The 18,274-nt window shown below is 72.3% G+C and carries 17 protein-coding genes; 4 read left to right on the forward strand and 13 right to left on the reverse strand.

Annotation, left to right across the window (positions count from 1 at the left end; translation table 11 throughout):
• Positions 1 to 6: 6 nt before the first annotated feature.
• Positions 7 to 729 carry a TetR/AcrR family transcriptional regulator gene (locus tag D3105_RS03755; protein ID WP_118899963.1) on the reverse strand — a complete coding sequence of 241 codons (723 nt, stop codon included), beginning with the start codon at positions 727 to 729 and terminating at the stop codon, positions 7 to 9.
• A 105-nt stretch (positions 730 to 834) separates the two neighbouring features.
• On the opposite strand from D3105_RS03755, the gene D3105_RS03760 reads away from it, so the two are divergent.
• Positions 835 to 1,746 carry an alpha/beta fold hydrolase gene (locus tag D3105_RS03760; protein ID WP_118899966.1) on the forward strand — a complete coding sequence of 304 codons (912 nt, stop codon included), beginning with the start codon at positions 835 to 837 and terminating at the stop codon, positions 1,744 to 1,746.
• A 46-nt stretch (positions 1,747 to 1,792) separates the two neighbouring features.
• On the opposite strand, the gene D3105_RS03765 is transcribed toward D3105_RS03760, so the two are convergent.
• From D3105_RS03765 to gdhA, 3 genes are all read right to left on the reverse strand, one after another.
• Entirely contained in the window at positions 1,793 to 2,227 is a 435-nt protein-coding gene (locus D3105_RS03765; protein ID WP_206272642.1) for a helix-turn-helix domain-containing protein, read from the reverse strand.
• A gap of 9 nt (positions 2,228 to 2,236) precedes the next feature.
• Positions 2,237 to 2,884, reverse strand: a complete 648-nt coding sequence (locus D3105_RS03770; RefSeq protein WP_118899968.1) for a hypothetical protein — start codon at positions 2,882 to 2,884, stop codon at positions 2,237 to 2,239.
• Between the two features lie 174 nt (positions 2,885 to 3,058).
• Positions 3,059 to 4,447, reverse strand: a complete 1,389-nt coding sequence (gene gdhA, locus D3105_RS03775; RefSeq protein ID WP_107413075.1) for an NADP-specific glutamate dehydrogenase — start codon at positions 4,445 to 4,447, stop codon at positions 3,059 to 3,061.
• Between the two features lie 495 nt (positions 4,448 to 4,942).
• Between gdhA and D3105_RS03780 the strand changes: the two genes are divergently transcribed.
• Positions 4,943 to 5,392, forward strand: coding sequence for an RDD family protein (locus tag D3105_RS03780; RefSeq protein WP_118899970.1), 450 nt, complete (start codon positions 4,943 to 4,945; stop codon positions 5,390 to 5,392).
• Here D3105_RS03780 and D3105_RS03785 read toward each other — a convergent pair.
• From D3105_RS03785 to D3105_RS03800, 4 genes are all read right to left on the reverse strand, one after another.
• Positions 5,359 to 6,906 (reverse strand): SpoIIE family protein phosphatase, encoded by a 1,548-nt coding sequence (locus tag D3105_RS03785; protein ID WP_118899972.1) that lies wholly within the window; start codon positions 6,904 to 6,906, stop codon positions 5,359 to 5,361. The two genes, D3105_RS03780 and D3105_RS03785, sit on opposite strands and share 34 nt — an antisense overlap.
• Positions 6,907 to 7,063: 157 nt before the next feature.
• Positions 7,064 to 7,474: a DUF1330 domain-containing protein gene (locus tag D3105_RS03790; protein WP_118899975.1), complete on the reverse strand. Its 411-nt coding sequence runs from the start codon at positions 7,472 to 7,474 to the stop codon at positions 7,064 to 7,066.
• 226 nt (positions 7,475 to 7,700) lie between these two features.
• On the reverse strand, positions 7,701 to 8,969 hold the full coding sequence (locus D3105_RS03795; RefSeq protein ID WP_118899977.1) for a L,D-transpeptidase: 1,269 nt from the start codon (positions 8,967 to 8,969) through the stop codon (positions 7,701 to 7,703).
• 235 nt (positions 8,970 to 9,204) lie between these two features.
• On the reverse strand, positions 9,205 to 9,654 hold the full coding sequence (locus D3105_RS03800; RefSeq protein ID WP_240646790.1) for a hypothetical protein: 450 nt from the start codon (positions 9,652 to 9,654) through the stop codon (positions 9,205 to 9,207).
• A gap of 107 nt (positions 9,655 to 9,761) precedes the next feature.
• Between D3105_RS03800 and D3105_RS03805 the strand changes: the two genes are divergently transcribed.
• Positions 9,762 to 10,061, forward strand: a complete 300-nt coding sequence (locus D3105_RS03805; RefSeq protein WP_118899981.1) for a hypothetical protein — start codon at positions 9,762 to 9,764, stop codon at positions 10,059 to 10,061.
• Positions 10,062 to 10,140: 79 nt separating this feature from the next.
• Here D3105_RS03805 and hutH read toward each other — a convergent pair whose 3' ends face one another.
• The 5 genes from hutH to D3105_RS03835 all read right to left on the reverse strand — a co-directional run bounded on the left by hutH (position 10,141) and on the right by D3105_RS03835 (position 16,445).
• Positions 10,141 to 11,691: a histidine ammonia-lyase gene (hutH, locus tag D3105_RS03810; protein ID WP_118899983.1), complete on the reverse strand. Its 1,551-nt coding sequence runs from the start codon at positions 11,689 to 11,691 to the stop codon at positions 10,141 to 10,143.
• A 75-nt stretch (positions 11,692 to 11,766) separates the two neighbouring features.
• Entirely contained in the window at positions 11,767 to 12,921 is a 1,155-nt protein-coding gene (locus D3105_RS03815; protein ID WP_118899986.1) for a GGDEF domain-containing protein, read from the reverse strand.
• Positions 12,922 to 13,024: 103 nt separating this feature from the next.
• Positions 13,025 to 13,837, reverse strand: a complete 813-nt coding sequence (locus D3105_RS03820) for an enoyl-CoA hydratase/isomerase family protein (protein ID WP_118899988.1) — start codon at positions 13,835 to 13,837, stop codon at positions 13,025 to 13,027.
• 261 nt (positions 13,838 to 14,098) lie between these two features.
• The gene (locus D3105_RS03830; protein ID WP_006127111.1) at positions 14,099 to 15,298 is read right to left on the reverse strand and encodes an adenylate/guanylate cyclase domain-containing protein; all 1,200 of its coding nucleotides are present in this window, start codon (positions 15,296 to 15,298) and stop codon (positions 14,099 to 14,101) included.
• A 238-nt stretch (positions 15,299 to 15,536) separates the two neighbouring features.
• Entirely contained in the window at positions 15,537 to 16,445 is a 909-nt protein-coding gene (locus D3105_RS03835; protein WP_118899991.1) for a biotin--[acetyl-CoA-carboxylase] ligase, read from the reverse strand.
• 241 nt (positions 16,446 to 16,686) lie between these two features.
• Between D3105_RS03835 and D3105_RS03840 the strand changes: the two genes are divergently transcribed.
• Entirely contained in the window at positions 16,687 to 18,267 is a 1,581-nt protein-coding gene (locus D3105_RS03840; protein ID WP_118899993.1) for an acyl-CoA carboxylase subunit beta, read from the forward strand.
• Positions 18,268 to 18,274 lie beyond the last annotated feature (7 nt).

Here is an 18,274-nt window from a genome sequence, read left to right on the forward strand (position 1 = left end):
CGGGTCCTACGACTCCCCCTGGCCGAACTGCTCGCCCTGCCCGAGCATCGCCGGAAGCAGCCGCCGCAGCAGCCGTACGAACTGGGCGTCCCGGTCGGTCGGGGGCGGGGCGTCCGCCGTCTTGAGGGCGGCGAGCAGGTGCGGGTGGCGGCCCTCGGCGGCGACCGCGGCCAGGTGGGCCGCCCGGGCGGTCGGGTCGCCGGAGGACGTCGCGGCGGACTCGCGGCGGGCGAAGAGGACGGCCAGGCCGCCGAGGAGCCCGACGACCTCCAGCTTCTGCCCGGCGGTGCCGGGCGCGGGGGCCAGGATTCCGAGCGCGTGGTCGAGGTAGTCGATCGCGTGCGGGCCCAGAACCTCGCCGCGCCGGTCGTTCAGATCGGCCAGCCACGGGTGCCGGACGTGCGCGGCCTTGGACTGGCGGGCCAGGCCGACGAGGTCGTCCAGCCAGTCACCGGCAGAAGCCACGGAGAGGTCCAGCTCGTCCGCGACCGCGTCCGCCATCAGGTCCAGCAGCTCGTCCCGGCTCCCCACGTAGCGGTAGAGCGAGGCGGGCCCCGTACCCAGCCGTTGCGCCAGCGCGCGCATCGACACGGCCTCCAGGCCTTCCGCATCGGCGAGCGCGAGAGCGGCCGTCGTGATCTGGGCGCGGCTCCGCTCGGGTGCGGGTCCACGCGCGCCCCGCTCGGGGCGTGACCAGACGGTCGTCGGCCGGGTCGCACGCTCGGCCACGGTCCGCCACCTTCCCTTCAGGCCTCGTCCGGGAGTCCGGAACAGGCTGTAGTCTAATACTGCGAACACCGTTCGCAGTATTTTCGTCCGCCGGAGGAGCCCGCCATGACCTGGACCGAACGCCGCTTCGCCCGCAACGGCGCCGTCGAGCTCGCCCACGACCGGCTCCAGGAGGGCGCGCACGGCGAGCCGCTGCTCCTGGTGATGGGACTGGCGGTCTCCCGGCACTGGTGGCCCGAGCAGTTGTGCGCGGCCTTCGCCGACGCCGGGTTCGCCGTCGCCCGTTACGACCAGCGGGACGCCGGCGAGTCCACCCGGCTGCCGGGGAACACCCGGGGCAACCCCTTCGCCGCACTGGCCGCCGGCCGCGGTGCGGCCTACACCGCCGAGGACTTGGCCGACGACGCGGTCGCCGTCCTGGACGCGCTCGGCTGGGAGTCGGCGCACCTCTTCGGGCACTCGCTGGGCGGGGTGGTGGCCCAGCGCGTGGCCCTGCGCCACCCGGACCGGGTACGCACGCTCACCTCTTCCGCCGCGCTGCCCAGCGATGTCGGCGGACTGGGCGCCCTCCGCCATCTGCGGCTCGGCACGCTGGCCAAGTTCGCCCGCATCAAGCCCGCCCAGGACCGGGAGGGGCGGATCGCGGCGGGACTGGCGGTGGCGCGGATCTGCGCCTCGCCCGGCTATCCGTTCGACGAGACGGAGGCCCTGGAACGGATCACCGCCGACGTGGACACCGGCATCGCCGACCCGGATGCCCAGTCCCGCCAGATCGGTGCGGCCTGGCACGGCCCGTCCCTCGCCGAACTGCGCGTCCCCGCGCTGGTGCTGCACGGCACGGACGACCCGCTGCTCAAGCCTTCCGCGGGGCGCGCCACCGCCGCGGCGATCCGCGACGCCCGGCTCGTCCTCCAGCCGGGCATCGGCCACGACATCCCGCGCGAGCGGCACACCGAGGTCGCCGCCGAGGTGCGGGCACTCGCGGACCGGGCAGCCCGGGTCGACGGCCGCGCGTAACGGCCACGCCCGGTCGCAGCACAGGCAGCAAGCCGCCGCCCGTCGCTCAGGCCGCCAGCAGCACGCCGCCCAGCGGGCCCGCCGGGCCTGTCGTCCGTACCGACCGCTGCCCGCCCGCTGTCCCCAGCGGCCGGGACCGGGTCCGGGTGCGGGCCGCCGTGAGGCTCACCAGTCGCTCCCCCGCCAGCGCCAGGACGTCGGCGAGGCTCAGGCCGAGCGCCCGGGCCGCGGCGGCCAGCACCTCCGAGGAGGCCTCCTTGCGGCCGCGCTCCACCTCGGAGAGGTACGCCATGGAGATCCGGGACGCCTCGGACACGTCCTTCAACGTCCTTCCCCGCGCCCGGCGTTCGCGGCGCAGCACCTCCCCGACGAGGTCGCGCCAGAGCGGCTCCCGGGGCAGGTCCTGGGGTGCCGGGTCCGCCGCCGTCGGGAGCGGGCGCAGGGGGATCACGTCGGCCTGGTTCGTCGCTCGGATGGTCACCGTCCCAGGCTAGGAGCGCGGCGCTCCCTCCGCACGGGGTGGGCGTTGCGCTGCGGGCGGATCTGCTGTCGGCGAAGTTCCGTGACAGACGGCTGTGTTCGGAGAACGGGCGGTCCGGCGACGGTAGTAGGCGATCGCCAGAGCGATGGTGATCGGCCCCCAGGCGGCGACGGGAGTGACGCAGACCGTCGCCGGCGCGCTCCAGGCGTCGTTGGTGTACGCGACGGTGTCGACGACGCCGTACGGGGTGAGGCTGCGGTCGTCGCCGACAGGGACGGCCGTGAACAGGAAGGTGAGGATCAGACCGCCGAGGACCGCCGGGACGAAGGCGGCCATCGGCCGGACGCGTCTGCCGCCGATGAGCGGTATCCAGGCGGGCGCCACCTCGCCCCAGCCCCGGACCAGCCCGATGGTCAGGATCGCGATCACTTCCGTCAGCACGCTGAGCCCGAGGACGTACGGAACGCTCAGCCAGTGGGCGGGCATGCCGCCCGCCTGCACCTGCCCCATCTCGAAGTGCACGGCGAAGGGCAGCCGCCACAGGCACGCCGGCAGCAGGAGCAGCGGAAGCACGTGGGCCAGGCGCACCGCCCAGCGGGGAACGGGCCGCTCGGTGTCCCCCGCGGGCGGAGGGCGGTGGAAGAGCTTCGGTGTCATGGCTCCACCCTCGCGGGGCGGGCCCGACGGCGAATCCCCCGCGCGGGCCGGGCCGCTCCCCCGCGCGGGCCGGGCCGCTCCCCCGCGCGGGTGAGGCTCAAGGGCCCGTCGTCGAACTGCCGTCTGCCGGGGAGGCGTCGACGCCTCCCCGGCCCGCATCGCCCCCGGCGTCCGTCAGATCAGCCCCTGCGCCAGCATCGCGTCCGCGACCAGTTCGAAGCCCGCGATGTTCGCGCCCACCACGTAGTTGCCGGGGCTGCCGTAGCGCTCCGCCGTCGTGTAGCAGGAGTCGTGGATGTGCCGCATGATCTCGGCGAGGCGCTCCTCGGTGTGGGCGAAGGTCCACGAGTCCCGCGACGCGTTCTGCTGCATCTCCAGAGCGCTCGTCGCGACTCCGCCCGCGTTGGCCGCCTTGCCCGGGGCGAAGGCGACGCCCGCCTCCTGGAGGACCCGGACCGCCTCGGGCGTGGTGGGCATGTTGGCGCCCTCCGCGACCGCCTTGACCCCGTTGCGCACGAGGTTCAGCGCGTCGGCCTCGTGGAGTTCGTTCTGCGTGGCGCAGGGCAGGGCCACGTCCGCGGGGACCGACCACACGCCCGTACCGGGCACGAACCGGGCGTGGGATCCGCGCCGTTCGGCGTATTCGGAGACCCGGCCCCGGCCGGCCTCCTTGATCTCCTTGAGGAGGGCGAGGTCGATGCCCTTCTCGTCGACGACGTACCCGCCGGAGTCCGAGCAGGTGATGACGGTCGCGCCGAGCTGCTGGGCCTTCTCGATGGCGTAGATGGCCACGTTGCCCGAGCCGGAGACCGCGACGGTCTGGCCCTCCAGCGACTCGCCCCGGCTGCGCAGCATCTCGGCGGTGAACAGGACCGTGCCGTAGCCGGTGGCCTCCGTACGGGCCTGCGCGCCGCCCCAGCCGAGGCCCTTGCCGGTGAGGACGCCGGACTCGTAACGGTTGGTGATCCGCTTGTACTGACCGAAGAGGTAGCCGATCTCCCGGCCGCCGACGCCGATGTCACCGGCGGGCACGTCCGTGTACTCGCCCAGGTGGCGGTGGAGTTCGGTCATGAAGGACTGGCAGAACCGCATGATCTCGGCGTCGGACCGCCCCTTGGGGTCGAAGTCCGCGCCGCCCTTGCCGCCGCCGATGGGCATGCCGGTGAGCGCGTTCTTGAAGATCTGCTCGAAGCCGAGGAACTTCACGATGCCGAGGTTGACCGAGGGGTGGAAGCGCAGCCCGCCCTTGTACGGGCCGAGCGAGCTGGAGAACTCGACCCGGAAGCCGCGGTTGACGTGGATGTCGCCGGAGTCGTCCGACCACGGCACCCGGAAGATCAGCTGGCGCTCCGGCTCGCATATGCGCTCGATGATGCGGGCGTCGACGAACTCGGGGCGCTGCGTCAGCACAGGACCGAGCGTCTCCAGGACCTCACGGACCGCCTGGTGGAACTCCTGCTCACCCTGGTTGCGGCGCAGGATCTCGGCGTAGAGCGGCTCGATGACACGGGCTGCGGCGTCCTGCGTGCGGGCGGAGTCGGGCGAGTCGGGGATGACCGGCATCTGATCAAGACCTTCCGTGGTCGGCTCGTGCGCGTCGGCGCCCCCGTCCCGGAGGGCGCCACCGGTCCGATTGTCCAACGCTGTCCGATGATCTTCGAGGGCCATCCACATAGTGGCCATGATCAGGCGTTTCCCCCGCTTCCGGGCCGTACCCGCGGCAAGGCGCCGTCGAGTGGACCGTGGGGGTCCGGTGAAACAAGGGGCCGGTGCGCTTGTTACCGGTCAGGAACGGCGACACCCCGCCTGACGATCAGTCATGATGCCCCCATGACCAAGCCACGGGGGCGTCGGAGAGGGCAGCCTCCTGATGCGTTACGGGTGCCGCGCGGGGCGCACCGGGCCGGGAACGGCCCGCCGAGGTCCCGCCCGGCGCCGCCCTCACCGCCCCCCGCGCAGGCGCCCGCGCGAGCGGCGTATCCGGCATACGCCCGCGCCTCCGACTTCCCCGCCCCGGGGCCCCGCCGGCAGCCGCGTCTGCCCAAGGGGACGGGGGACATGCGCCGGTATCTGGCGGTCGGGCTCGACGCCTATCTGTGCCTGCTGGCCGTCGGGCTGCTGGTGCGGTCCTGCCTGGCCTCGGGCGGGACGGGGCGCGCGATCGCCCTGCTGGTCGTCCAGCTGACCGTGCTGTCGTTCGCCAACCAGGTGCTGCTGACGATGGCCGTCCGGGCGAGCGCCGGAAAGCTGATCATGGGCGTCCGGGTGATCCGGCTGCCCGACGCGGGCAGGCCGGGCTTCCGCAGGCTGGTGCTGCGCTGGCTGTACGGGCTCCTCTGGCTGCCGCTCCAGCCCTGGCGGCGGCTGCGCGGCCCGGCGGCGGCCGGCGGACCGGAGTGGCCGGTGGGACGCCCCGCGGAGCCGTACGAGGACCTCGCGGGGGTACGCCAGGTGCGGCGCAGCGACCTGCGGTCCTACCGGGCGGCGGTGCGGGGGCGTACGGACTGAGCCCGCCCCTCGCCTCGCATCGCGGGGCTGGGACCGGCCCGGGCGATGAGCAGGGCTACGTCGTCGCGCTCTCCGCTGTGACGCAGGGTGTGCAGAAGCAGGTCGCAGGTGGCGTCCAACGAACGGCGGGGGTCGTCGAGAACGTCGAGGAGAGCGTTCAGGCGTGCGTCGATCGGCTGGTCGCGCGTCTCGACGAGGCCGTCGGTGTAGAGGACGAGCTGGTCTCCCCGCTCGAAATCGACGGAAGTGGATTCGAAGGAGATGCCGCAGCCTCCCAAGGGCGCGCCGGTGGGCAGGTCGAGCAGCTCGCGTTCGCCGTCCGGACGTAGGAGCACGGGCGGCAGGTGCCCGGCGACGGATATGTCGCACCGCTCGGTGCGGGGATCGAAAACGGCGTAGACGCAGGTTGCGATGGTGTCGAGGCCGTCCGTGATGTGGTCGAGGTGGTGCAGGACCCGGGCCGGGGGCAGATCGAGATCGGCCAGGGTTCTCGTGGCGGTGCGCAGCTGTCCCATCGTGGCCGCGGCTGTCACACCGCTGCCCATGACGTCGCCGACGACGAGGGCGGTCTTGTCGCCGGCCAGGGGAATGACGTCGAACCAGTCCCCGCCGATCTCGATCGTCGCCTGGGCGGGGAGGTAGCGGAAGGCGACGTCCAGCCCCGGCCGCTGTGCAGGCGGGTGGGGCAGCAGACTGCGCTGGAGGGTGAGGGCGGTCTGGCGCTGTTCTTCCACGGCGCGATGCCGATCGGTGACATCGACGCTGGAGGTGGCCACTCCCAGGACTCTCCCGTCGGAGGATTCGAGCCGGTAGAACGAGATCGACCAGGCGTGGTCATGGTCCGGGTCGGCGGGCGTGCGGCCCACGGTGTACTGGTCCACGATCGGTACCCCGGAGGCCAGTACCTCTCGCATGGCGCCTTCGAAGGCCGCGTCGATCAGGGGCAGCACTTCACGGACGTGCCGGCCGACATGCTCGGCGGCAGGCACACCGTTCATCCGTTCCTCCGCGGGGTTGACGGAGATGTACCGGAGGTCGGTGTCCAGCATGGCCAGCCCGATCGGTGCCTGGGACACCAGCTGGGCGGACAGGGCCAGGTTCCGCTCCACCCGCCGCAGCGTCGTCTGGTCGGTGGCCAGCCCCAGGGCCCAGTATTCGCGCTGGTCGTCCTGGAGCCGCATGTTGCGGAACTCCACCATCCGCGTGCTGCCGTCCTTGCGCCGGACGGGAAAGACGCCTGCCCAGCTCTCGCCGTCGTCCATGACCTGGGCGAACAGCGCCAGCACCTTGTCGAGGTGCTCCTCGTCGATCAACAGATGGCCCGCGTACTCGCCCAGGGCCTCCTCGGCGCTGTAGCCGAAAAGGATCTCGGCCTGGGGGCTCCAGAGATCGATCCTGCCATCGGCGTTCAGGAGGACTGCGGCCACGTTCAGCACATCCAGCAGGCCACCGGGGCCCGATGGCGCCACAGCCGAAGAGCCGGGATCGCCCTGGAAACGTTCGGTGGCACCCATGGCCCAGACTCCTCCCGGCCCCGCTCCTGCTGTCGTCCGCCGGTGCGGTCCCTGTGCCGACATCCATCTCCCGGCTGCTCCATTGTCCCCCTCGCGACCTGGGTGGGCAGCCCAGGCGCGAGCGCGGCGGGCCCGCCGCTCCGCAGGACCTGCGGAGCTACCGTGCGGCGCGGACGGAGGACCGTACGGGCTGAGCCTGTTCTTCGGCCGGCGGCGCCGTACGGTCCCGCGCCGCCCGTATCGCCGCCGCAGTGGCCGACGCCTCGTACTCCGGGCCGACCCCCGGGACGATGACCATGTCTCCGCCCATGTGCCGGGTGCGCAGCGGCAGGATCTCCTGGTAGGCGGGGGAGGCGTACCAGGCGTGCGCTTCGGCCACTCCGGGAAAGCCCACCATGACCACCGCGCCCGGCCAGGCCCCCTCCACCACCTCCACCTCGGCGCCGTGCACCAGGAAGCGGCCTCCGTAGGGCTCGAAGGTGGCCTGGACCCGCTCGATGTAGGTCAGCACCTCGTCCTCCACGGGGCCGTCGGCGGGGTGCAGGTGAACGATGGCGTACGCGGTCATGGTCCGGTCCTCCGGGCGATCGGGGGGTGCTCTTCGTGACACCACGATGCTGCCGGGCGGGGCGGAGACCGTCGATTACCTCGGAGGTCATGCCCGAAGGGCCGACCGGGCCCGGACACGCCGAAGGCGGCGGTCCCGGGATTCCGGGGCCGCCGCCTTCGGGCGGGGACGGGGGTGGTGCGGAGAAGGGGGACCGGCTGACCGGGAAGGGAGGCCGGTGGGTGGATCAGGCCTGGGAGCCGGCCGTCCACTCCGCCCAGCTCATGTTCCAGCCGTTGAGGCCGTTGTCCGGGGTGATCGTCTTGTCCGGGGAGTTCTTGACGATGACCACGTCGCCGACGAGCGAGTTGTCGTAGAACCAGGCGCCGGGGGCGTTGGGGTCGTTCGCGCCCTTCACGTCGGCGAGACCCACGCAGCCGTGGCTGGTGTTGGCGTTGCCGAAGATGCCCTTGCCCCAGTAGTTGCCGTGGATGAAGGTGCCCGACGTCGACAGGCGCATGGCGTGCGGCACGTCCTTGATGTCGTACTCGCCCTTGCCGTCGTCATCGGTGAAGCCGACGGTGGCGCCGTTCATCCGGGTCTCCTTGTGCTTCTCGGAGATCACCATCTGACCGTTGTACGTGGGGTTGTCGGGGGAGCCCGCGGAGATCGGGATCGTCTTGATCGTCTTGCCGTCGCGGGTGACCGTCATCTGCTTGGTCTTCGCGTCGACGGTGGAGACCTGGTTACGGCCGATCTTGAAGGTGACGGTCTTCTGCTGGACGCCGAAGACGCCGTCCGCACCCTCGACGCCGTCGAGCGCCAGCTTCAGGGTGACGGTGGAGCCGCCCTGCCAGTAGTCCTGCGGGCGGAAGTCCAGGCGCTGGCCGTTGAACCAGTGGCCGACGACCTCCTGGCCGCTGCTGGAGGTCACGGTGATGCCGTCCTGGACGGCCTTCTTGTCCGTGATCGCCTTGTTGAAGTTGATCGAGACGGGCATCCCGACGCCGACCGTGGAGCCGTCCTCGGGGGTGAAGTTCCCGATGAAGCTGTTGTCGGGCGAGACGGTGGTGAAGGAGCTGTTCTCGTGGGCCTCGCGGCCCTTCGAGTCGGCCGCCGTGGCGTCGATCTTGTACGTGGTGGAGCGCTCCAGCTGACCCGCGGGCTTCCAGCTGGAGCCGTCGGCCGCCAGCGTTCCCTCGACCGGGGTGCCGTCCGCCGTCGTCATGACGACCTTGGTCAGCTTGCCCTTGGTGACGGTGACCTGGGCCGCGTTGTTGATACTGGCGTTGGTCGCGCCGTTCTTCGGCTTGATCGCTATCTGCGCCTCGGAGGCGTCCGCGGCTGCTGCCTTGTCCACTTCCTGCTGCGACGACTCCGAACTCCCGGCGCTCGTCTTTCCGCTCTTGTCGCCGCCGTCGGTACAGGCCGAAAGCACCAGCACGCCGCCGAGCAGTGCGGACACGGCCACGAGGCCCTTGCGCCGCTTGCTGTCCGTCATCACACGCTTCTCCATCGTTGCCGATTTCCCCAAAATCCCCGGACGGGACCGCCAGACGGCTTTCCCCGTCAATGTTCCAAGAACACCCGGAAAGGGCGGTCCGTTCCGCATCCTCGACAGATGTGGGGAACACCACTCATCGACGCCGCCCCGGCGGCCGTGGTTCCCGTGGCCGGGCCCCGGTTTCCTTCGCCGCACGGCGCGGCCCCGGTCCGCGGGTGAGCGGGGCCGGGGCCGGTGTTCTCACACGTCACACCCGCTGCGCGGGGTCACCGTCCTCGCCGTCGTTCTTCCCATTGTGCGCGACCGTGTCGCCGTACCCCTCCTCGTCGTCCCCGTCCCGCGGCAGGAAGAGGCCCTCATCGCCGTCGTCCGCGTCGTCCCAGCCCTCCGCGTCGGGGTCGTACTCGATGGACTCGCTGCTCCAGGAGGCCTGGGCGAGCTCGACCCCGGGCACCTCGCTGACCAGGTCGAAGGGGTCGACCAGTGAGGCGAGGGCCTCTGCACCGTCTGCCCGGACCGTGGCCTCGGCATGCATCCGCTCCTCGGCGGACTCGCCCCCGCCGACGCCGGCGACGGGCTCCCCGTACTCGGCGGCGATCGATTCGAGGGCGGTGCCGGTCAGGGCGTCGAGATCGGTGACCTCCAGCACCATCTCGACGCGAAGTCGAACAAACCTGGATGTCTCATCTGTGCTCATGGCCGGAGCGTACGGCCCGGCGAGGCCACGACTTTCCTCCGACCCGCTGCTTTGCTTAGCATCGGCCCACGGGGCTAACTCATGGTTGTCGCAAGGGGATCGAATCTGTGTCCGTCGCTCGTCGCACACTGCTGACCGCCACCGCCGCAGGCACGCTGCTGGCCGCCCTCTGGTTCGTCCCGTCGGCCAACGCGACCGGTGAGAACGCCGCGCAGCAGGTCGGACCGGCCGCCACGTCCGACCGGACCGCCGGCCAGGCCGACGACGCCTCCGGGGCGCGCCTCGCCGACACCGGTCCGGGTCTGGACACCACTCCGTATCTCATCGGCGGCACGGCCCTGTTGGGCATCGGCGCGGGCTTCGTCACGTACTCGGTACGCCAGTCCGGGACGCGCTCGGCCTACTGACCCGGTACGGGTCCGCATACGAAGAGGTCCCCGCACCCCCCGGCGCGGGGACCCTCCTCCGTACGCGTACGGGACCGGATCAGGCCAGCGGCCCGGTGACCGGCTCCACGGCCGCGACCAGGCGCCCTTCCCGTACGAACGTGTCGGCGACGGCCAGGTCCGGCGCGAGGAAGCGGTCCGGGCCCGGGCCCTCGGCGCCCGCGGCCCGCAGCGCGGCCACGGCGGCCTGCGAGGCGGGGGCGGGCACGAGGCCCTCGGCGGCGCGCAGTTCGACGGCGCGGGTCGCCGCGTACAGCTCGACCGCGACGATCCGGGCCAGGTTGTCCACGGCGGTACGGAGCTTGCGCGCGGCGGACCAGCCCATGGAGACGTGGTCCTCCTGCATCGCGGAGGACGGGATCGAGTCGGCGGACGCGGGGACCGCGAGCCGCTTCATCTCGCTGACCAGGGCGGCCTGGGTGTACTGGGCGATCATCAGACCGGAGTCGACCCCGGCGTCGTCGGCGAGGAACGGCGGCAGGCCGTGCGAGCGGTTCTTGTCGAGCAGCCGGTCGGTGCGGCGTTCGCAGATGGAGCCGAGGTCGGCGGCGACGATCGCGAGGAAGTCCAGGACGTAGGCGACGGGCGCCCCGTGGAAGTTGCCGTTGGACTCGACCCGTCCGTCGGGCAGCACCACCGGGTTGTCGACGGAGGAGGCCAGTTCACGGCCCGCGACGACGGCCGCGTAGTCCAACGTGTCCCGGCCTGCGCCGTTGACCTGGGGGGCGCAGCGCACCGAGTAGGCGTCCTGGACCCGGGGCGCGTCGTCCTGGTGATGGCCCGTCAAGCCTGAACCGGCCAGCACCCGCAGCATGTTGTCCGCGCTGGCGCCCTGACCGGGGTGCGGGCGGATGGCGTGCAGCTCGGGGGCGAGCACCTTGTCCGTGCCGAGCAGCGCCTCCAGGGAGAGGGCGGCGGCGATGTCGGCGGAGGTGTAGAGGTTGCGGAGGTCGGCGAGGGCCATGACCAGCATGCCGAGCATGCCGTCGGTGCCGTTGAGGAGGGCGAGGCCCTCCTTCTCGGCCAGCTCCACCGGCGCGATGCCGTGGGCGGCGAGCAGTTCGCCGGCCGGGCGGACCGTGCCGTCGGGGCCCTCCGCGTCGCCCTCGCCCATCAGGGTGAGCGCGCAGTGCGAGAGGGGCGCGAGGTCGCCGGAGCAGCCGAGCGAGCCGTACTCGTGGACGACGGGCGTGATGCCCGCGTTCAGCAGGTCCGCCATGGTCTGCGCGACCTCGGGGCGTACGCCGGTGCGGCCGGAGGCGACCGTCTTCAGCCGGAGGAACATCAGCGCGCGGACGACCTCACGCTCGACGCGCGGGCCCATGCCGGCCGCGTGCGAGCGGACGATGTTGCGCTGGAGCTGGGCCCGCAGCTCATGGCTGATGTGGCGGCTGGCGAGGGCGCCGAAGCCGGTGGAGACGCCGTAGACCGGCTCGGGCTTGGCGGCGAGCGCGTCCACGATGAGACGGGCGGCGGCGAGCGCGTCCACGGCGGCGGGGGAGAGCTCGACCCGGGCGCCGTGGCGGGCCACGGCGACGACGTCCTCGGCGGTGGTTCCGGACGTCCCCACCACGACAGTGTGCATATCCATATTCAGCAGCGTACGGACTGAAACCCTCCATGTCACTAGTGCTGCCGTACAGGGCCCCTTACGGCACCGGCGGGCTCACGGCCGGTTGCCCCGCAGCCTGCGCCGGTCGTGCGCGGACTTCGGCGGGGAGTCCGCGAGCCGGATGACCTCGCCGTCCCGCCCGGCCACCACCGGCCCCTTGGAGCGGGCGGCCTTGGCCCGGTACTGGGCGGCGTCCGCGAGCCGGAACAGCCGCCGGGCCGAGCGCACAGGACCGATCGGGTCGCCGGTCGACGCGACCCCGCAGGCGACCCCGTCGCCCAGCTCGATCACCGCCGCCCGGTCGCAGAGCTCGGTGGCGACCCCGACCACCGCGTCGGTCGGCGGGCCCGCCGCGAGCAGGCAGAACTCATCGCCGCCGAGCCGGGCCGCGAGCGCCTCCGGCAGCATTGCCCCGCACAGCGACAGCACCGAGCCGAAACGTTCCAGCAGGCGGTCGCCGACAGCGTGGCCGTGGGTGTCGTTCACCGCCTTGAGGCCGTTCAGATCGCAGACGACGAGGCTGACGACCGTGCCGTCGGCCCGGTGCCGCTCGACGGCCTCATCGAGCTGGATGTCGACCGCGCGGCGGTTGGCGAGGCCGGTCAGCGGGTCGGTGAAAGCCAGCTTGCGGACCTCCTCCAGGCGTTCGGTCTGGGCGATCCCGGAGGCCACGACGGCGGCGAGCACGGTCGCGAAGTCGGCGTCGGCCCGGTCGAAGACGGGCTGCCCGGCCGGCCGCGCCACGTACAGCTCGCCCCAGGCCCGGCCGTGCAGCACGATCGGCGCGACCACGCAGCAGCCCCGGCCGCGCCGCCGCAGCGCGGCGACCCTCTGGTGGCAGTACGGGCGGGCGCCGCGCGCCGGACCGCCCGCCCCGGCCAGCCCGTCGGCGGTCTCCACCCAGGCGTCGGGCTCGCCGCCACCGGCCCAGCGCTCGTGCAGGAACTCGGTGATCTCCGGGAACTCGTGGACCGGGTAGGCCTCCTCCTCGGGGAACTCCTCCTCCCCCTCGGCCCGTTGCCCCGCGTTCACCAGCACCCGCAGCCTGCCCCGGTCCCGCTCCCACACGGAGAGCGCGGCGAAGCTGCCGCTCAGCGCATCGCAGGCGCCCAGCGCCGCCGCCCGCCACGATTCGCGCGGCGTATAGGCCGCGGCCATGGTCTGCGCCAGCGAAACCACGGCCCGCAGCCGTTCGTCGTCACCACCCATTTCTACAGCCTATGTAGATTTGTCCCCTTTTGATCAGTTTGATGCGTACCTAATTTCGCCTATTTCGGGCCGGGAGATCACTCTGCGTCACGCACGCGTCTCGTCACTCGCCGGGCCAGGCCGGGCGCCGCTTCTCGTTGAACGCGGCCACGCCCTCCGCCCGGTCGCCGGAGAAGGCCACCGACCGCCAGGCCGCGTCCTCGACCTCCAGGCCCGCCCGCAGATCGAGCCCCTGGCCCAGCCGGAGCGCCTTCTTGGCCGCCCGCAGCCCGACCGGCGAGTTGGCGGCGATCCGGGCGCCCAGCGCGAGGGCCTCCTCGCGGTCCCGGCCGGCCTCGACCAGCTCGTCCACCAGCCCCAGTTCCCGTGCCTCGGCGGCCTCGACGCGGCGGGCGCTGAACACCAGCTCGGCGGCGCGGGCCGCGCCCACCCGGCGCGGCAGCAACTGCGTACCGCCGCCGCCCGGGATGACACCCACGGACACCTCGGGCAGCCCGACCACGGCGGTGGCGTCGGCGACGATCACATCGCAGGCGAGGGCGAGTTCGAAGCCGCCACCGAGGGCGAAGCCGTGCACGGCGGCGATCACCGGCATCGGCAGCTCCAGGACCCCGGTGTAGGCGGCGCGGGCGGTGGGCCGCTGGCGGACGAGGTCGGCGTCGGAGAAGGAGTTGCGCTCCTTGAGGTCCGCGCCCACGCAGAAGGCACGCTCATGGCTGGAGGTCAGGACGGTGGCCCGGACGTCCCGGTCGGCACCGAGCGCGTCGCAGGCGGCGGCGATGGAGCGGGCCATGTCGGTGGAGACGGCGTTCATGGCCTTGGGACGGTCGAGGACCAGCTCGGCGACGTGGTCCTGCCCCTCGTGCCGCCGTACGACGACGAACTCCCCGAACCGCTGCTCGGACGTGACGGTCATGGCTGCACCCCTGTCGATTGACGGCGCCCGTTAACGAGCGTTACCCGGCAGGAATCCTAGACAGGACCGCCGGACCGCCGACAGGCCCTCGGGCCTGTCGTCAAACTGCCGTCGTCGCCCGGAGGGCGGCCGCGCGGCGTCCGGTGCGTGCGACCGCCAGGCGCCGGGATGGTCTTGTGGCGGAGCTACCAGGGCATTTCGGCAACGCCGCGAGCGTGCGTGCCAGGCGTCGCACGGCAGGCGGCAGTTTGCCGACAGGCCCTAGGAGCCCGTCTTGCCCCGGCGGGCCAGCAGCCACGGCTCCACCACGCCGAGCCCGCGCACGGGGCGCTGCCACATCGGCTGGAGCCCGAAGCGGTACGTCGGCAGCGGCGGCTCGTCGTCGGGCTCGCGGCCCTCCTTCTCGGCGAGCCGGGCCCGTTCGGCGGCGGCGGCGACGGCTTCGGCGGCCTGCGCCTCGGACTCGGGGGCGTCGCCGTGGCGGACGAGCTCCTTGGCGAACGCCCCGTCGACCAGGACGGCGTCCTTCGGGGCTATCGAGGTGAGCCGGCTGGCGAGATTCACCGTGGTGCCGAAGACATCGCCCATCCGGGTGGTGACCGTGCCGAAGGCGATGCCGACGCGCAGCGCGGGCATCGTCTCGTCCTGGGACATCGCCTCGATCAGCCGGAGCGCTATCTCCGCGGCCGTGCCCGCGTCGTCGGCGGCGAAGAGGACCTCGTCGCCGAGGGTCTTGATGAGCCGGCCGCCGTGCGCGGCGACGAGGTCGGCGGCGGTCGTCTCGAAGGACTCGACCAGTTCGCCGAGCTCCTCCTCCTCCAGGCGCCGGGTCAGCCGGGTGAAGCCGACCAGGTCCGCGAAGCCGACCGCGAGCCGCCGGTCGACCATCTCCTCGTCGTCCGCGGCCTGCACGACCCGCCCGGTGGCGGCGGCCAGCTGGCGCCGCCACACGTAGACGAGGAACTCCTGGAGCTCCGGGAGCAACAGCTCGACCAGCGGATACGTGACCTCGGTGCGGGTCATGCCGGGCTCGGGCGGCTCGGTCAGCCCCTCCAGGAAGGAGTCGATCTGCCATTCGGCCAGCCGGGCGGTGGTCTGCCCGGTGGAGCGGGCGACCTGGATCGCCATCGGCTCGCTGAGCAGCCCCGCCTCGACGAGACCGGCCAGCCGCCGCAGGGCGAGGACGTCGGCCTCGGTGAGCGCCTTGGCCTGGCCGATGTCGGCGAAGCCCATGGCCCGCCAGAACCGGGAGGCCAGATCCATCGAGACCCCGGCGGTGCGGGCCGCCTGGAAGGGCGTGTAGCGCCGGTCGGCCCCCAGGATCAGCGCTTCGAGGCGGATGGCGAGGGGGTCGTCGGTCGGTTCCACCGTGTGGTCGACCTCGTGGTGGGGTGTGGCGTGGACCGAGGAGTCCGCCCCGGGCTCCTCACCCGCGCCGGACGACGTGTCGCCGACGGTCACCAGCCGCCTCCTGCCCGTTCCCTGCGCACTGCCTGCCGATCTGTCGCTGATCGCCCCAACAGTGATCTGTCGCTGGATCGCCTCAACAATACGGCAGGTGTGCTCTGGCTCACGTCCTTGGTCGCCCGTCCTCGGTGCGTCGCGCGTGACATCACCGGCGGAAGCGCTCTCACGTCCGTACGCCATCGGGGGCGGCGGCAGCCTCGGGTCCGTACGCCATCGGGGGCCGGGGCCCGCCTCAGGTCAGGCCGCCCGCCGCGCCGCGCAGGTGGACGATGTCCCCGGCGGACACCGGCTGCTGGAGCCCGTCCTCGGTGGAGAGGATCAGCCGGCCGTCCCCGTCGATCGCGACCGCCTCGCCGACCAGGGACGCACCCCCCGGCAGCTCGGCCCGCACCGTCCGGTCGAGCGTCGCGCAGCCCGCCGCGTAGGCGGCCTGGAGCCCGCTCGCGGCCGCGTCGCCGTCGGCCGCCTTCCATGCCCCGTACCAGTGCTCCATCGAGCGCAGGACGGCCCGCAGCAGGGTCTCCCGGTCGGTGGAGACCGCCCCGGCGAGGGCGAGGGAGCCCGCGGTGGGGGCGGGCAGCTCGTCGGCGCGCAGGGAGACGTTGATGCCGAGGCCCACGACGATGCCGTTCCCGGCGAACTCACCGAGGATGCCGCCGGTCTTGCGCTCCTCGCCCGGTGGGGTCTCCCCCGGACGGAGCTTGTCGGAGCCCTTGGGGATGGTGACCAGCAGGTCGTTGGGCCACTTCAGCGACATGTCGACACCGGCCGACTTGGCGAGCCCGGTCGCGGCGGCGACCCCGGCCAGCAGCGGCACCCACCCCCACCGCTCCACCGGGATGTCGCCCGGCTCCAGGTAGACCGAGAAGAAGAGACCGGAGCGGGGCGGTGCGGTCCAGGCCCGCTCCAGCCGCCCGCGCCCGGCGGTCTGCTCCTCGGCGACCAGCACCGTGCCCTCGGCCGCCGCCCCGGCGCGGGCCCGCTCGGCGAGGTCGGTGTTGGTGGATCCGGTGGACTCCACGACCTCCAGCGACGCCCACAGCGCGTCCGGCCGCAGCAGCCCGCGGCGCAGCGCGGTGGCGTTGAGAGGGGGCCGGTCGAGGTCCGACCAGCGGTTGTGTGACGCATCCGGTGGTGTCATGCAACCCAGCCTAGGTGTGGCAAAGGACGCACTGCCTTTCCGGAGGCGCGCCGATACCCTACGAGGCAGTAACCGCAGAGTTACGAACAGAGCGCCAGAGCAGAACCCGTACCCAGCACCAGAGCGGAACCCAGAGTCCGCGTTACGAGTCAGTAGCCGCAGAGCCGGACGGACGACCGCCCGTCCCCCCGTGACCACCATCCGGTCGTCGTCCCCGTGACCAGGCAGGGAGCCTCCCCCGATGTCCGAGCCGCAAAGCGACATCCACACCACCGCCGGCAAGCTCGCGGACCTGACGCGCCGCATCGACGAAGCGACGCACGCCGGTTCGGCCCGCGCGGTCGAGAAGCAGCACGCCAAGGGCAAGCTGACGGCCCGTGAGCGGGTCGAGCTGCTGCTGGACGAGGGCTCCTTCGTGGAGCTCGACGAGTTCGCCCGGCACCGCTCCACCAACTTCGGCATCGAGAAGAACCGCCCGTACGGGGACGGAGTCGTCACCGGTTACGGCACGGTCGACGGCCGCCCGGTCTGCGTGTACTCGCAGGACTTCACGATCTTCGGCGGTTCGCTCGGCGAGGTCTACGGCGAGAAGATCGTCAAGGTCATGGACTTCGCGCTGAAGACCGGCTGCCCGGTCATCGGCATCAACGACGGCGGCGGCGCGCGCATCCAGGAAGGCGTCGTGGCGCTCGGTCTCTTCGCCGAGATCTTCCGCCGCAACGTGCACGCCTCCGGCGTGATCCCGCAGATCTCGCTGATCGTCGGCCCCTGCGCGGGCGGTGCGGTCTACTCCCCCGCGATCACCGACTTCACGGTGATGGTCGACCAGACCTCGCACATGTTCATCACCGGACCCGACGTCATCAAGACGGTCACCGGTGAGGACGTCGGCTTCGAGGAGCTGGGCGGCGCCCGTACGCACAACACCACCTCCGGGGTGGCGCACCACATGGCGGGCGACGAGAAGGACGCCATCGAGTACGTCAAGTCCCTGCTGTCGTACCTGCCGTCGAACAACCTCTCCGAGGCCCCGGCCTTCCCGGAGGAGGCGGACCTCACGATCACGGACGAGGACCGCGAGCTGGACACGCTGATCCCGGACTCGGCGAACCAGCCGTACGACATGCACACCGCGATCGAGCACGTCCTGGACGACGCCGAATTCCTGGAGACCCAGGCCCTGTTCGCGCCGAACATCATCACCGGATTCGGCCGGGTCGAGGGCCACCCGGTCGGGATCGTCGCCAACCAGCCGATGCAGTTCGCGGGTTGCCTGGACATCGACGCGAGCGAGAAGGCGGCCCGCTTCGTCCGCACCTGCGACGCGTTCAACGTCCCCGTCATCACCTTCGTGGACGTGCCGGGCTTCCTGCCGGGCGTGGACCAGGAGTACGGCGGCATCATCCGGCGCGGCGCGAAGCTGATCTACGCCTACGCGGAGGCGACGGTCCCGCTGATCACCGTCATCACCCGCAAGGCCTTCGGCGGCGCGTACGACGTGATGGGCTCCAAGCATCTGGGCGCCGACCTCAACCTCGCCTGGCCGACGGCGCAGGTGGCCGTCATGGGCGCGCAGGGCGCGGTGAACATCCTGCACCGACGCACCATCGCCGCCGCCGAGGACCCGGACGCGACCCGCGCCGAGCTGATGGCGGACTACGAGGACACGCTGCTCAACCCGTACGTGGCGGCCGAGCGCGGTTACGTCGACGCGGTGATCATGCCGTCCGACACCCGGGCCCACATCGTCAAGGGCCTGCGTCAACTCCGTACGAAGCGGGAATCCCTTCCCCCGAAGAAGCACGGCAACATCCCCCTGTAGCCGTCGG

The sequence above is a fragment of the Streptomyces globisporus genome, assembly GCF_003501885.1.
In the GTDB taxonomy this organism is placed as follows: domain Bacteria; phylum Actinomycetota; class Actinomycetes; order Streptomycetales; family Streptomycetaceae; genus Streptomyces; species Streptomyces globisporus_D.